The organism is Mesorhizobium sp. M6A.T.Cr.TU.016.01.1.1, from assembly GCF_003952585.1.
Lineage (GTDB): Bacteria > Pseudomonadota > Alphaproteobacteria > Rhizobiales > Rhizobiaceae > Mesorhizobium > Mesorhizobium mediterraneum.
This window is the reverse complement of sequence record NZ_CP034452.1, coordinates 4,274,552-4,287,947: the sequence shown is the minus strand read 5'-3', so window position 1 is coordinate 4,287,947 and position 13,396 is coordinate 4,274,552. Positions and strand designations below refer to the sequence as shown.

At 62.0% G+C, this 13,396-nt stretch carries 13 protein-coding genes; 10 read left to right on the top strand and 3 right to left on the bottom strand.

The annotated features are described in order from the left end of the window. Positions 1–139: 139 nt before the first annotated feature. Entirely contained in the window at positions 140–1,846 is a 1,707-nt protein-coding gene (locus EJ075_RS20565) for an HAD-IIB family hydrolase (RefSeq protein ID WP_126105522.1), read from the top strand. 148 nt (positions 1,847–1,994) lie between these two features. Here EJ075_RS20565 and EJ075_RS20560 read toward each other — a convergent pair whose 3' ends face one another. Beyond that, positions 1,995–2,429 (bottom strand): hypothetical protein, encoded by a 435-nt coding sequence (locus EJ075_RS20560; RefSeq protein WP_095489126.1) that lies wholly within the window; start codon positions 2,427–2,429, stop codon positions 1,995–1,997. A 303-nt stretch (positions 2,430–2,732) separates the two neighbouring features. Between EJ075_RS20560 and EJ075_RS20555 the strand changes: the two genes are divergently transcribed. Beyond that, positions 2,733–2,918 carry a hypothetical protein gene (locus tag EJ075_RS20555; protein ID WP_095489125.1) on the top strand — a complete coding sequence of 62 codons (186 nt, stop codon included), beginning with the start codon at positions 2,733–2,735 and terminating at the stop codon, positions 2,916–2,918. A 36-nt stretch (positions 2,919–2,954) separates the two neighbouring features. Here the strand turns inward: EJ075_RS20555 and EJ075_RS33210 are convergent, their stop codons facing one another. Then, positions 2,955–3,116, bottom strand: coding sequence for a hypothetical protein (locus tag EJ075_RS33210; protein WP_158302706.1), 162 nt, complete (start codon positions 3,114–3,116; stop codon positions 2,955–2,957). 133 nt (positions 3,117–3,249) lie between these two features. Here EJ075_RS33210 and EJ075_RS20550 point away from each other — a divergent pair, with 133 nt between their 5' ends. The 8 genes from EJ075_RS20550 to dhaL (EJ075_RS20515) all read left to right on the top strand — a co-directional run bounded on the left by EJ075_RS20550 (position 3,250) and on the right by dhaL (EJ075_RS20515) (position 12,364). Further along, positions 3,250–4,728 (top strand): sugar ABC transporter ATP-binding protein, encoded by a 1,479-nt coding sequence (locus tag EJ075_RS20550; protein ID WP_095489123.1) that lies wholly within the window; start codon positions 3,250–3,252, stop codon positions 4,726–4,728. A 35-nt stretch (positions 4,729–4,763) separates the two neighbouring features. Beyond that, the gene (locus EJ075_RS20545; protein WP_095489258.1) at positions 4,764–5,768 is read left to right on the top strand and encodes a sugar ABC transporter permease; all 1,005 of its coding nucleotides are present in this window, start codon (positions 4,764–4,766) and stop codon (positions 5,766–5,768) included. A 116-nt stretch (positions 5,769–5,884) separates the two neighbouring features. Further along, positions 5,885–6,871, top strand: a complete 987-nt coding sequence (locus tag EJ075_RS20540) for a substrate-binding domain-containing protein (protein ID WP_095489122.1) — start codon at positions 5,885–5,887, stop codon at positions 6,869–6,871. A 60-nt stretch (positions 6,872–6,931) separates the two neighbouring features. After that, the gene (locus EJ075_RS20535; RefSeq protein ID WP_095489121.1) at positions 6,932–7,702 is read left to right on the top strand and encodes an SDR family oxidoreductase; all 771 of its coding nucleotides are present in this window, start codon (positions 6,932–6,934) and stop codon (positions 7,700–7,702) included. A gap of 22 nt (positions 7,703–7,724) precedes the next feature. After that, positions 7,725–8,717, top strand: coding sequence for a dihydroxyacetone kinase subunit DhaK (locus EJ075_RS20530; protein WP_095489120.1), 993 nt, complete (start codon positions 7,725–7,727; stop codon positions 8,715–8,717). Between the two features lie 10 nt (positions 8,718–8,727). After that, positions 8,728–9,390, top strand: a complete 663-nt coding sequence (dhaL, locus tag EJ075_RS20525; RefSeq protein WP_126105521.1) for a dihydroxyacetone kinase subunit DhaL — start codon at positions 8,728–8,730, stop codon at positions 9,388–9,390. Positions 9,391–9,536: 146 nt separating this feature from the next. Beyond that, a complete protein-coding gene (locus tag EJ075_RS20520; protein WP_126105520.1) occupies positions 9,537–11,633 on the top strand; it encodes a bifunctional sugar-binding transcriptional regulator/dihydroxyacetone kinase subunit DhaK in 2,097 nt (698 codons plus the stop codon). A 53-nt stretch (positions 11,634–11,686) separates the two neighbouring features. After that, positions 11,687–12,364 carry a dihydroxyacetone kinase subunit DhaL gene (gene dhaL, locus EJ075_RS20515; protein WP_126107395.1) on the top strand — a complete coding sequence of 226 codons (678 nt, stop codon included), beginning with the start codon at positions 11,687–11,689 and terminating at the stop codon, positions 12,362–12,364. A 48-nt stretch (positions 12,365–12,412) separates the two neighbouring features. Here the strand turns inward: dhaL (EJ075_RS20515) and EJ075_RS20510 are convergent, their stop codons facing one another. Continuing rightward, positions 12,413–13,345, bottom strand: a complete 933-nt coding sequence (locus EJ075_RS20510; protein ID WP_164547152.1) for a GntR family transcriptional regulator — start codon at positions 13,343–13,345, stop codon at positions 12,413–12,415. Positions 13,346–13,396 lie beyond the last annotated feature (51 nt).

Below are 13,396 nucleotides of genomic sequence, written 5' to 3'. Positions count from 1 at the left end.
CCAATCAGCCATGATTGCGGGCGGCCATGACAAACGATGACGGGATTCGGCCAATGGAAGTCACCGAAACAGATGCCTTTCCGCTCAGTTCGGCGAGAAAGCATCTCGGGTCGGCTTTCGGGCTGCCGACAATGGTTCGATGTATGCCCTTGCGTTAGCCACTGACTACGACGGCACACTCGCGGAAAACGGGATCGTTTCCGATGCGACCCGTGCTGCGCTCGAGCGGCTGAAGGAAACCGGCCGCAAGTTGATAATGGTGACCGGTCGCGAGCTTGCCGACCTCGAAAGCGTTTTCCCGGAGCTTGGCATTTTCGACAAGGTCGTCGCCGAAAACGGCGCGCTCGTCTACACGCCGGCTTCGAAGAAGGAGCGCATCCTTGCGCCTGCCCCTCCGGCGGAATTCGTCGACAGGCTGATGATGCGCAAGATCGCGCCCCTGTCGATGGGACGTTCCGTCGTCGCCACCAGGGAGCCCAACGAGACCATCGTGCTGGAAGTGATCAAGGACCTTGGCTTGGAGTTGGAGATAATCTTCAACAAGGGTGCCGTCATGGTGCTGCCGAGCGGGGTCAACAAGGCGACCGGTCTTGCCGCTGCCCTCGAGGATCTGGAATTGTCCGCCCACAATGTCGTCGGCATCGGCGATGCGGAGAACGATCACGCCTTTCTGCGCGCCGTCGGCTTCGGCGTTGCAGTTGCCAATGCCCTGCCGAAGGTAAGGGAGACGGCGGGCCACGTGACGAATGGTGCCCGCGGCGCGGGCGTGAGGGAGTTGATCGAGGGCCTCATCTCGCATGACGCCGCCTCGCTGGACACGGCGCGGCAACGCATCGAGATTGGCGCGGACGACGGATCGGGCGCAGTGATGCACCTTTCACCGCGCGGCGGCAGCGTCCTGCTGGCCGGCACGTCCGGGATCGGAAAATCCACCCTCGCCACCGCCCTGACCGAACGCTTCGTCGAGCAAGGCTTCCAGTTTTGCGTGCTCGACCCGGAAGGCGACTACGAGGAACTGGAGGACGTGCTGGTGGTTGGGGACGCCAAAAGCCCGCCGAGCTCACGCGAAATCTTCGACCTTTTGTCCAAGCCGTCCAACAATGTCGCCGTCAACATGCTCGGGATCAAGACCGGGGAACGGCCAAACGCCTTCGCCAAGCTGCTGCCGGAGCTTGCCGCGCTTCGCGCCCGCACCGGACGCCCGCACTGGCTGATCATCGACGAGGCACACCACCTGTTGCCGCACGCACGCGACGGCACATCCTTTGCGCTTCCAAAAAGCCTTTCGGCGACCATTCTGGTCACAGTCCATCCCGATCTGGTTTCGCGCGACGTGCTGGCAGGTGTCGACACGGTGCTGGCCCTTGGCCCGGAAGCCGACAAGGTCGTCGATAGCTTCTGTGCCGCAATTGGCGAGGACGTGCCGGAGGGCGTCGCGCCGCCACCGGAAAACAAGGTTCTGTATTGGAACCGCTCGACAGCCGATCCCGCGAGGCCGATCTCGGTCGAACGTCCCCGGCAGGAACGCAAGCGCCATATACGCAAATATGCCGAGGGCGATCTTGGCGACAACAGTTTCTATTTCCGCGGCGCTGACGGCACGCTCAACCTGAAAGCGCAAAATCTCATGATGTTCCTCCATCTCGCCGAGGGGATCGACGACCGCACCTGGGAGCATCACTTGCGCGCGGGCGACTATTCGGCCTGGTTCCGCAACCAGGTCAAGGACATGGAACTTGCGGAGGAAGCGGCTATCATCGAGGATGACGATAGTCTCGATCCGCATAGAAGCCGCGCCGCCATCGCGGAAGCGGTCCATCGCCGCTACACCGCGCCCGCCGACTGAATCCCGCCCATGCGGATGGTATCCAAGTCTCGCCGATGGCGGATCGCCGCCGAACGGCATCCGTCATCAACGACCATTGGAGGCGTGAAAATCACTTCGCCGCCTCCATCATCCGAACATGCCGACCTGTAGCGTCAATGCCGATGCTTCAATGCATGAATGTTCCGCGCAGCCAGGCAAAGAAACCGAACCTCTCCGACATTGCCGCACGGACGCGAGAGGCAGCCCACCGCGCTCGTATCGTGGCGCCGACATGGCAATGGCAGACGATTTCGTGCAACTGCCAGTCGGTCAGCTCGAAGAAGCGCCTGGCTTCGCCATAGGTGTCATCTCTCAAGCCTTGTGCGCGAAAAATCGGATCCTCGAAGGCAACGGTGAGAGGCGAGTCGTTGTAGCGCATTTTTTCGCGTATCTCAGGGGATTTGTATTCGGTGCCCGTCAGCGCTTCGAGACGCCGATCGGGATTTTGCTCTAGCAGTTTCGCCCAACGTTCGAGACGCTGGCTTCGAGTCGCCACGAGGTCTGTTGCTTCAGCGTGAACGTCGGCAACGGCATGCAGTTGGTCAAGTGTTTGGTGCTTCACGACCGCCTCCTATTCAGCAGGTGAGTTTGTCCCACCCTGAAATGGAAATTATGGCGCTCCACGACGCCGACAAGGCCCTCATGCGGGGACCATTCGATCAATTTTCTGACGGCGCCGTCCTGCCACGAGCGCCTGATGCCTGCGGGATCGTCGGAGGCTCGTATCGGAACCATAGGCACGCGTGGTCGTTCTGCGTGCATCAGCCCGTAGAGCGAAACCGGTCGAAACGGGTGGCGTCAGAAATCCCACCCGACGTCGATGACCCGCCAAGGCAGAATGCAGCGAGCGGAAGGAAATCACACCATGGCCATTCTTCCCACTCCCGAACCAACGCCCACTCCGGCGCCCACGCCACCGCCGTTTCCCGAGCCGAAGCCGGTGCGTGAGCCGGATCCGGACAGACTTCCCGACGAAGCCCCCGTCCCCAATCCGGATGAAAACGACGCGCCACTGAAAATTGGCCCCAAAGCGTCCGATCCCGGCATTTGACGGATCGGAACTAGCGTGAAGCGATCGGGGAAACACTCATTCCAGATCGCCCGACTCCTTATGGATGCCGCAGAAGATGTCGGCGCACTGCGTGGCCGAACGGCCGGCATGCGCGTTACGGTCGCCGTCGTCTCGGCACCTACCCGGCAAGTGCGATGTTGCGGCCGCTTCGACCCTGATTTCCAGCGCCACGATCAAGCCGAATCCATGACTTGACATTTGTCGAACAAATATTGACTATTGTCACATTGGCACCAGGGCGGAGGCTACCCCGTGTCGATCGGCTCCCCACCAAAAAGGATTGCCGAATGCCCAAAGGGAGGAAGACTACGTGGAGCTTTTGCTCGAGGTGGAAGGGCTGGCAAAGTCCTTTGGCGGCGTTGCAGCCTTGCGCGAAGGCCGCCTCCAGCTTCGCGCCGGCACGGTCCATGCCCTGTGCGGCGGTAACGGCGCCGGCAAGTCGACCTTTCTCAAGATATTGATGGGTATCTTCAACCGCGATGCCGGCTCGATCCGCCGCCGCGGCAAGGATGTGGAATTCGCAAGCCCCGCCGACGCGCTGGCGTCGGGCATTGCCATTATCGAGCAGGAGCTCAGCCCTGTTCCCCACATGACGGTTGCCGAGAATATCTATCTCGGCCGCGAGCCCAAGGCGCGCTTCGGAGGCATCGATTTCCGTGCGATGAACCGGTCCGCGCAAAGGCTGCTGGACGATCTGGAATTCGATATCCGGGCCACGCAGTACATGATGAACCTCTCGGTTGCGCAGATGCAGCTCGTCGAGATTGCCAAGGCGCTCAGTCACGACGCCGAGGTCATCTTCATGGATGAGCCGACGTCGGCGATCGGCGAGCGGGAGGCGCAGCACCTGTTTGCCGCGATCCGCCGCCTGCAGGCGCAAGGGCGTGGCATCGTCTATGTTTCCCACCGTCTGTCGGAGATCTTTCAGATCGCCGATTCCTACACGGTCTTTCGCGACGGCGCCTATGTTGGCAGCGGCGCGCTTGCGGACATCGATCGGCCCGAGCTCATTCGCATGATCGTTGGCCGCGAGCTGTCGGAGGAATTCGCCAAGACCAGCACGCCGACGCAAGAACCCGGTATCGAAATTGCCGGGCTCAGTTGCCCGAACAAGATCGAGGACATTTCGTTTTCGGTGCGAAAGGGAGAAATCTTCGGCATCTACGGCCTGATGGGAGCCGGGCGGACAGAAATCTTCAACTGCCTCTTCGGGCTCGACAAGCCATCGACGGGAAGCATCAAGGTCGACGGTATCGAGGTCACCATTTCAAAGCCGGCGGATGCCATGGCGCATGGGTTGGCTCTGGTCACCGAGGACCGCAAGCTGACCGGTCTCAATCTCTCCGACAGCGTGCGCGCAAACATCTGCATGGCGAGCCTGCCTGAAATGAGCCCCAGCTTCGCCATGGATCGGGCTCGGGAGGCGCAAGCAAGCCGCGACATGCGCGAGCAGTTCCAGATCAAGGCTGCCCGCGACACGATGCCGGTTTCCGGCCTTTCGGGCGGCAACCAGCAGAAGGTGGTGCTCGGTAAATGGTTCCTTCGCAATCCGAAAGTCCTGCTTCTGGACGAGCCGACCCGCGGTGTCGATGTCGGCGCCAAGCGTGAAATCTACCGGATCATCAGCGATTTCGCCGCTGCCGGCGGCACGGTCGTGATGATCTCGTCCGAAATCGACGAGGTCCTCGGCATGGCGGACCGGATCATGGTGATGCGCGCCGGCAGAAGTGCCGGAATCTACAGCCGGGAGGAAACGAATGCCCAATCACTCGTCCACCTTTCAACATGAACAGGGGTGTTCGCTCAGCGGCAAAGGAGCCGGTGATGTCGGTTAGCGACAACAGGAATGCGAGCGGCTGGCTCGGCTCGGAGCAGCGCCGGCTGTTGATTCAGGAATACGGGATCTTCCTCGCGTTCCTGATCCTGGCGGCGGTTCTCTCGGTCTCCAACGAGTTCTTCCTGACGGCCGGCAACATCTCGAACGTGCTGCTGCAGACCTCGATCAACGGTGTCCTCGCCATCGGCATGACCTTCGTCATCCTGACGCGCGGCATCGATCTCTCGGTCGGCTCCGTCGTCGCGCTTGCCGGCATCGTCAGCGCCAGCTTCGTGACCTCCTCCGCGACCGCCGGGATTTCCGGCGCGCCCTATCCGGTCGCCCTGGGTCTCGGCATCGGCCTGCTGGTCGGCATTGCCTGCGGTGCCGTTTCCGGCGTGATCGTGTCGCGGTTTTCGGTGCCGGCCTTCGTGGCGACGCTAGGCATGCTGTCGGCGGCGCGCGGACTGACCCTCATCTATGGCGGAGGTCGTCCGGTTCCCGCGCTGACACCAGCATTCCGCTGGATCGGCACAGGCAATGTCCTTGGCATACCCGCACCGGTCGTCGTTCTCGCAGTCGTGTTTGCGGTCTCCTGGTGGATCCTCAATCGGACCCGTTTCGGCCGTTACATCTATGCCGTCGGCGGCAACCCTCATGCGGCCAGGACCTCGGGCATCAACGTTACCCGCATCCAGTTCGTCGTCTATGTCATATCCGGCGGCCTTGCCGGCCTCGCCGGGATGCTGCTCAGCGCCCGCACCGGCTCGGCGCTTCCCCAGGCCGGCATTGCCTATGAGCTGGATGCGATCGCGGCGGTGGTGATCGGCGGGACTAGCCTTTCGGGAGGCATCGGCCGGGTGACGGGCACGTTGATCGGCGCGCTGATCATCGGCGTCATGAACAACGGCCTCGATCTGATGGGTATCCAATCCTACTACCAGCAAGTTCTCAAGGGTGCCCTGATCGTCGGCGCCGTGATGCTTGACCAGAAGAGAAACTACGGGGCTTAGGGCGTCGGACCCAATCCGAGGCTCAAACAAAAGGCCCCTTTCGAAATCGGACCTGCACTGCGCGTGTCCGTTGATAGGCGAACCATGTCGGTCGCTCACTTAAGTGGAGGTACGGAATGAAAAGATTGATGATAGCGCTCGCGTCTGCGACCGCGCTGCTGGCCTCGTCGGCCATGGCGCAGGAGAAGATCAAGATCGGCGCAGCGCCTTACGGATTGAATGCGGAGTTCATGCAGATCTGGTCGGCAGCGCTTCAGGAGCACCCGGCCGTCAAGAGCGGCGAAGTCGAGCTGACGGTCTTCGACGGCCGCTATGATGCCCTGGTCCAGCAGGACCAGTTCAAGACGATGGTCACCCAGCAGTACAATGCGATCATCTTCGCTCCGATCGACGTCGACGCCGGCGCGGCAGCCGTTCAGACGGCAGCCGATGCCGGCATTCCGGTTGTCGGTTCGAACACCCGCGTCAACTCCGATCTGTTGACTTCCTATGTCGGATCCGACGACACGATCTCGGGCTACATGGAAGCCAAGACCGTGCTCGACAAGATCGGCTGCAAGGGCAATGTGGTTATCCTCGAAGGGCCGGTCGGCCAGTCCGCGCAGATTTCCCGCCTCGAAGGCAACAAGAAAGCGCTTGCCGAGTGCCCGGATGTCAAGATCCTCGAGGATCAGACCGCCAACTGGTCGCGCGCCGAAGCCCAGACGCTCATGGAAAACTGGCTCACCGCGCATCCGAACCAGATCAACGGCGTGATTGGCCAGAATGACGAAATGGCGCTCGGCGCCATCGAGGCGATCAAGGCCGCCGGCCTCGACGTGAAGAGCTTCGCCATTGCCGGTATCGACGGCATCACCGATGCGCTCCATGCCGTCAAGGCCGGTGAAATGACCTCGATCCTTCAAGACGCGCGCGCCCAGGCTCAAGGTGCGCTCGACCTTGCTATCTTCGCTGCCAAGAAGGGGGACTACAAGCCGCAATCCGACATCTGGGCAACCTACAAGGACATGCCGTGGAACGACGGCAAGGAGAAGATCTACAATGTGCCGTGGACGCCGGTGACGGCGGAAAACGTCGATCAGCTTCTGGCGACGCGCAAGTAATCCAGCCGTGGGGTGGGCTCTCTTGCCCGCCCCACTTTCCAACAAGCCGGGAAGAGCACCATGACGGATTCAATACAGGTTGATCTCAATTTTTCACTGGGCGGCAAGGTCGCTCTGGTCACTGGCGGCGCCTCCGGCATTGGCAGCGCCATCGCATCGGCGTTTGCCGCGAAGGGCGCGGTCGTCGGGGTGATCGACATCAATGAATCCGTTGCGAGATCGAAGGCCGACGAACTCGGCAACGGTGCGAAATCCTTCGTCTGCGACGTGTCCGATCCGCGATCGGTGGAAGCCGTGTTTGCTGCGGCGCAAGCCGCCTTCGGCCGTATCGACATCGTCGTCAACAGCGCCGGCGTCGCCCTGCTCGCTCCCGCCGAGGATCTCAGCCTCGATGCCTGGGACAAGACCATCGATATCAATCTCAAGGGAACTTTCCTTGTTTCCCAGGCCGCCGGGCGTGCCCTGATCAAAGCTGGCAAGGGTGGCAAGATCATCAACATGGCCTCGCAGGCCGGCACTGTCGCGATCGACCAGCACGTCGCCTATTGCGCTTCGAAATTCGGCGTCATCGGCCTGTCCAAGACACTTGCCGCCGAATGGGGCAAGCACGGCATCACGGTAAACACGATCTCGCCGACGGTGGTGTTGACCGACCTCGGCAGAAAGGCCTGGGATGGGCCGCGCGGAGAGGCGCTGAAGCAACGCATTCCGACCGGCCGCTTTGCCTTTCCGGAAGAAATAGCCGCCGCGGCGGTGTTTTTGGCATCGAACGGCGCCGACATGATCAACGGCGCCGACCTTCTGGTCGATGGCGGCTACACCATTGTCTGACCGGCGCAGGATTGGAGCAACAATGCAGCGGTTCATCAACAATCCCGACGAGGTCGTCGAAGATACGGTCAAGGGCTTCGTCAAGGCGCATGCCGACATCGTCAGGCTCGGCAGCAACCCGCGCGTCATCGCAGCCCGCCATGCGCCGGTCAGCGGCAAGGTCGGCGTGATCACCGGCGGCGGCTCCGGCCATGAGCCTGCCTTCATCGGCTACACTGGCCGCAACATGCTGGACGCGGTCGCGGTCGGCGAGCTCTTCTCGTCGCCGACGGCAAAGAGCTTCCTTGACGCCGCAAGGGAGGCGAATGGCGGCAAGGGTGTCGTTTGCCTCTACGGCAATTATGCCGGCGACAACATGAATGTGAAGATGGCCGTCAAGCTCGCGGCCAAGGAGGACATTACGATCGCAACCGTCGTCGCCAACGACGATGTATGCTCGGCCGGACCGGATGAGCGTGAGAAGCGCCGAGGCGTCGCCGGCGAGATCTTCATGTGGAAATGCGCCGGCGCCAAGGCCCAGCAAGGTGCCAGCCTCGAGGACGTGCAGGCAACGGCGCAGCGGGCGATCGACAATTGCCGCTCCATCGGCGTTGGCCTTGGCCCTTGCACGCTGCCTGCCGTGGGGCATCCCAACTTCCTGATTGAGCCGGGCACGATGGAAGTCGGCATCGGTCATCATGGTGAGCCGGGCGTCAGGGTCGAGCCGCTGAAGTCCGCGGTCGAAATAGCGCAGCAGATGGTCAGGATCGTGCTTGATGATCACGATCTTGCCGCCGGAACCGAAGTTGCGGTTCTTGTGTCCGGCCTCGGCGCAACGCCGGTCAACGAACTCTACATCCTCCACGATACGATCGAGCAGGAAATCACCGGACGCGGGTTAGCCATCTACAAGACCTACATCGGCAACTACTTCACCTCGCTGGAAATGGTCGGCGCCACACTCACGGTCATGGCGCTCGACGCCGAGTTGAAAAGGCTGCTGGACGTGGATGTCGATTGTCCCGCAAGGCTTTAGGAGCAGGCGAATGCAGCAGTTTGACAACGCTTCCGCTGGCGACATCGTTCTTTCGATCGCCGACCGGATCATCGAAAACCGAGCCTATCTGAGCGAGATCGACGGCAAAATCGGTGACGGCGATCACGGCGTCAACATGGCCAAGGGCTTCGGCATGGCTGCGGAGCGGATCAGGGGCAACGACATGTCGCTGGCCACCGCCTTTGATACGCTGGGCACGGTGCTAATGACCGAGATCGGCGGCTCCATGGGGCCGCTCTATGGCGTCATGTTCACGCAATTCGCCGAAACGATCGAGAAATCTTCATCCATCGATGCCCGGACTTTCAGTGCCATGCTCACCAGTGGTCTCGACGGCATCCAGGCGATCGGATCGGCCAAGGTCGGCGACAAGACGCTTCTCGATACGCTCATGCCGGCGATCCAAGCGTTCGACGGCGCCAACGCCGGCGGCAAGCCGTTCCCGGAAGCTCTGGATGCGCTCGTCGTCGCAGCCGAAAAAGGCCGTGACGGCACAAAGGACCTGGTTGCAAGGATTGGCCGCGCCAGCCGCCTGGGCGAACGCTCGCTCGGCGTGCTCGACGCCGGCGCCACATCCTGTGCGTTGATTCTGAAAGCACTGGCGCTCGGTGCCAAGGAGAAGTTGCAGCAGTCCGCGACTGCGAGTGATTGAGCTACGACTACGCTCCTCCCGAGCGCTGGCCTCCGGCTGATTTTACAGCCGGAAGCCAGGTTAACGCCTGATCGAACCAAGATTGTGAGTTCCTCTGTTTGCGCTCATCTTGAGGATCGATTCTGGATTCGGGGAAACCAGGCAGCATGACAGTCAAGACATCATCGGCGCGGAAGAACGGAACGGTGCGGACAGGACCCGAGGCTGGCGCCGAACCCATTCCCTTGCGCTATGGTGACGATCCCTATGTCTGGGCCTGTTGGCTTTACTACGAAGACCACATGACGCAAGGCGATATCGCCGAAATCATGGGCATTTCGCGGGCGACAGTGAACAGCTACCTGGCCGATGCCCGCGCCCGCGGCATCGTCAACATTTCCCTCGAGCCATCACGGCTGAGTTCGCTCTCGATCGCACAGGAACTCAAACGGCATTTCGGGCTGCATGACTGCCTCGTCGTGCCGAGCGACGACAATGCGCGTCCGCTGATCGATCGTCTCGGCACCGCGGCCGCGCAGGCTCTGACCAAGCTTCTGAAATCCGGAGACACGGTGGCCGTTGCCTGGGGGCGAACCGTGTTGGCGATTGGCGAGCAGGCCTCCGTGCCCGGCCTTCAGGACGTCACTGTCGTTCAGGCGACTGGCGGCACGCGAGCAAGTTTTGCCTATACTCCGGAACTCTGCGCGGCCGCCATCGCCAATGCCGTCAATGGCAAGCTGATCAACATCACCGCGCCGGCTATCGTTTCCAATGCGGAAGTCCGCGACATTCTTCTGCGCGAGCCGCTGATCGAAAGTCAGTTCGCAGCGCTTTCTAAAGCCAACAAAGCGCTATTCGGCATCGCCTCGCTGCGTCCGAATTCAACGATCCACACCAGCGGTTTTTTCGAATCGGTTTCGGTGCAGCAATATCTCGCCAAAGATGCCGTGGGCGTCCTCGCGGGACGCTTCATCGACGGGCGGGGCAACCCGGTAGCTGGCCCGCTCGACGACCGGACGATCGGAATTTCGCTCGACATGCTCAGGTCTATCGGCCTGCGGATTGCAGTCGCCGGTGGTTTCGACAAGGTGCCGGCGATCCTTGCCGCGCTCCGCGGCGGCTACGTCAACGTGCTCATCACCGACGCTGCCACGGGCCGCGGCATTCTGAATGCCGATGGCGTGACGGAGCTCGATCAAAAGCTTTCCCAACGCCCGAAGATCGATAGCTCGGTGGCCCTGCCCAGCAACTTCCGGACCCACATCAAGAAGTTCCTGAACGACCCTGACGATGTCGTCGAGGAGATGCTTGACGGCGTGGTGAAGGCGCATGGCGCCTATATCCAGCCGATCAAAGGCTCGCATCGCGCCCTCGTTGCCCGCACGGGGCCGCGACTTGGCAAGGTGGGGCTTGTGATCGGCGGCGGCACCGGGCACGAGCCCTGCTTTCTCGGCTATGTCGGCAAGGGTCTCGCCGATGCCGTGGCTGTCGGCAATATCTTTTCATCGCCGCCTCCCGGCCCGATCTTTCAGTGCGCCAGGGCGGCATCCGGCGGGCAAGGCGTGCTCTTCGTCTATGGCAACTATGCCGGCGATGTCATGAACTTCGAGATGGCGGCCGAGATGGCGGCGGAAAACAACATCGAGGTCCGAACGGTCGTGACGACCGACGATATCGCCTCTTCGCCGCTGGAGGACAGGGAAGGCCGCCGCGGCGTTGCCGGCAACTTCTTCATGTTCAAGATCGCCGGCGCCGCCTGCGATCGCGGCCTGTCGCTCGATGCCTGCGAAGCGGCGACACGCAAGGCCAATTCGAGGACATTCACGATGGGGGTCGCATTGGAGCCCTGCTCCCTCCCGCAGACCCGTCGTCACAATTTCGAGATCGGTCCCGATGACATTGAGATCGGCATGGGCATCCACGGCGAACGCGGCGTCATCCGCGAAAAAATGATGAGCGCCGACGAGATCACCGACCGGGTGATGGACCGTATCTTTTCCGAAATGAAGCCGGCATCGGGCGACCGTGTCGCGGTGCTGATCAATTCATTCGGGGCAACGCCGCTGATGGAACTCTACATTTTGTTCAGGCGCGTGGAGCAGCGGCTGAGCGCCAAGGACATTAAGATAGAGGCGAACTGGGTGGGACATTATTGCACCTCGCTCGACATGGTCGGTGCGTCCATATCGATCCTGCACCTCGACAATGAGTTGACGGAGCTATTGCACCATCCTTGCGATACCGCTGTCCTGCGGGTCGGCTGAGGATACAGGATACGCGCCTGTGGCCGCATCCTGCTGGAACCGGGAGGAACATGATGTCCGAAAACGCGGCGCAATGCCTGAGCAGGATGTTTTATCGCATATCCATCGCGATCGAGGCGGGAAAGGACCATCTCTCGGATCTCGATGGCGCCATTGGCGATGCCGACCATGGCATTACCATGTCTCTCGGCTTCATGGCTGTGAACGCTGAGCTGGCCAAGCTCGATCTCGACCATATGCTGCCGTCAGAGGTTTTCACAGCTGCCGCGTCCGCCTTTCTCGATGCCGTCGGTGCTTCCACCGGGCCGCTTTATGCGACCGCGTTCCGCAGAGCGGCGCAAGCCCTCAAACAGGACGAACGCCTTTCACCTTCAGGCCAGGCGGCGATCATCGAGGCCATGACGACCGGCATTCGAGAGCGCGGCAAGGGGCAGCGCGGCGACAAGACCATGCTCGACGCCTGGATTCCAGCAACCGAAGCTGCGGTCAGCGCACAGGCGCGCGCCGCCGGCAGCCGGGAGATGTGGAACGGCATCCTGGCGGCCGCGGAAGCCGGCGCGAATTCGACACGGTCCATGGTCGCTGCCCGTGGCCGGGCGGCACGGCTCGGGGAGCGGTCCCTGGGGCACATCGACCCAGGCGCGGCCTCGGCCGTCATTATCCTGCGCGCAATGAAAGACACCTTTTCTGACAGCGCACCAGGAACGATCAGCAGTAGTGGAACGGACTGATCAGGCTCGAACCTGACCAGCCCAAATAGCGGCCGGAATCGCTGCCCGTCAGATAGAGCGCTGCGGCGCACCGAACTCGGAGGCCTGCCGTAGATGCTGGCGCAGCAGCGCCTCGGCCCATTCGATCTCGCCCGCCTCGACGGCATCGAGAATGGCGAGGTGTTCCCGGCAGGACTGCTCGATGCGTTCCGCCGGCAGTTCCTCGAAACCCGCCGATTCCTGCAACCGGCGCAGATTGTTCTGCTGACGCACCGCATCGGCCAGGAACCGGTTGCCGGAACAGGCCGCAAGTCCTTCATGAAATGACGCGTTGATCCGGAACCATTCATCGCCGCCGATCAGCGTCTTGCCTGTCGACACGATCGCCAGGATGCGCTCGTGTGCGCGGCGGACCGGCGCCAGTTGCTGGGGGTCTGCATTGAACATGGGCGACCGCAGCGCCGCGCATTCAACAGCCATCCGGAATTCATAGCTTTCCCGGTAGGCATCCTCGCCGACAAGCGTGTCGGCGAAACGCCAGCCGTGCCCCGGCAGGCGCTGCACCAGGCCTTCGGCGGCAAAGCGAAGCAAAAGCTTGCGCACGATGCCGCGTGATGCCTGATAGCGCGGCATCAGTTCCGCCTCGGACACCTCCTGGGGCAGTTGGTCGAGCGCGCGTTCCCGCATCATCCTGCGGTAAAGCTCCTCGAGCGGAGAACTGGGCAGTATATCCTCCGGGTCGAGATCGGCGACATCGCGCGCCAATTGCAGCCCCCTCGTCTCGAAGGGACTTAAGATGCCCTGGGCGACCAGCAGTTCCAGCGCTGCGCTGACGGGAGAACGCGAAACGCCGAACGTGCGGGCAAGGTCCGGCACCGAGACGCGGGTTCCAACCGTCCAGCCCGAATCCCTGATCCGCTCCAGGATCCGCCGCGCCAGATCTATCTGCAGCGGGCTGGCCGCCTCACTGCGTGGCTGCCGGTCGATGATCGTTTCGTTCATATGCACTTCCTCAGGCATTCGCATTATAGATATGCGCCACGCAGTTCGAAC

Bases quoted from the DNA above. Each gene is read 5' to 3' on its own strand.
- EJ075_RS20565 (WP_126105522.1), top strand. From the start codon at position 140: ATGTATGCCCTTGCGTTAGCCACTGACTACGACGGCACACTCGCGGAA.
- EJ075_RS20555 (WP_095489125.1), top strand. From the start codon at position 2,733: ATGGCCATTCTTCCCACTCCCGAACCAACGCCCACTCCGGCGCCCACG.
- EJ075_RS20545 (WP_095489258.1), top strand. From the start codon at position 4,764: ATGTCGGTTAGCGACAACAGGAATGCGAGCGGCTGGCTCGGCTCGGAG.
- EJ075_RS20540 (WP_095489122.1), top strand. From the start codon at position 5,885: ATGAAAAGATTGATGATAGCGCTCGCGTCTGCGACCGCGCTGCTGGCC.
- EJ075_RS20535 (WP_095489121.1), top strand. From the start codon at position 6,932: ATGACGGATTCAATACAGGTTGATCTCAATTTTTCACTGGGCGGCAAG.
- EJ075_RS20530 (WP_095489120.1), top strand. From the start codon at position 7,725: ATGCAGCGGTTCATCAACAATCCCGACGAGGTCGTCGAAGATACGGTC.
- dhaL (WP_126105521.1), top strand. From the start codon at position 8,728: ATGCAGCAGTTTGACAACGCTTCCGCTGGCGACATCGTTCTTTCGATC.
- EJ075_RS20520 (WP_126105520.1), top strand. From the start codon at position 9,537: ATGACAGTCAAGACATCATCGGCGCGGAAGAACGGAACGGTGCGGACA.
- dhaL (WP_126107395.1), top strand. From the start codon at position 11,687: ATGTCCGAAAACGCGGCGCAATGCCTGAGCAGGATGTTTTATCGCATA.
- EJ075_RS20510 (WP_164547152.1), bottom strand. From the start codon at position 13,345: ATGAACGAAACGATCATCGACCGGCAGCCACGCAGTGAGGCGGCCAGC.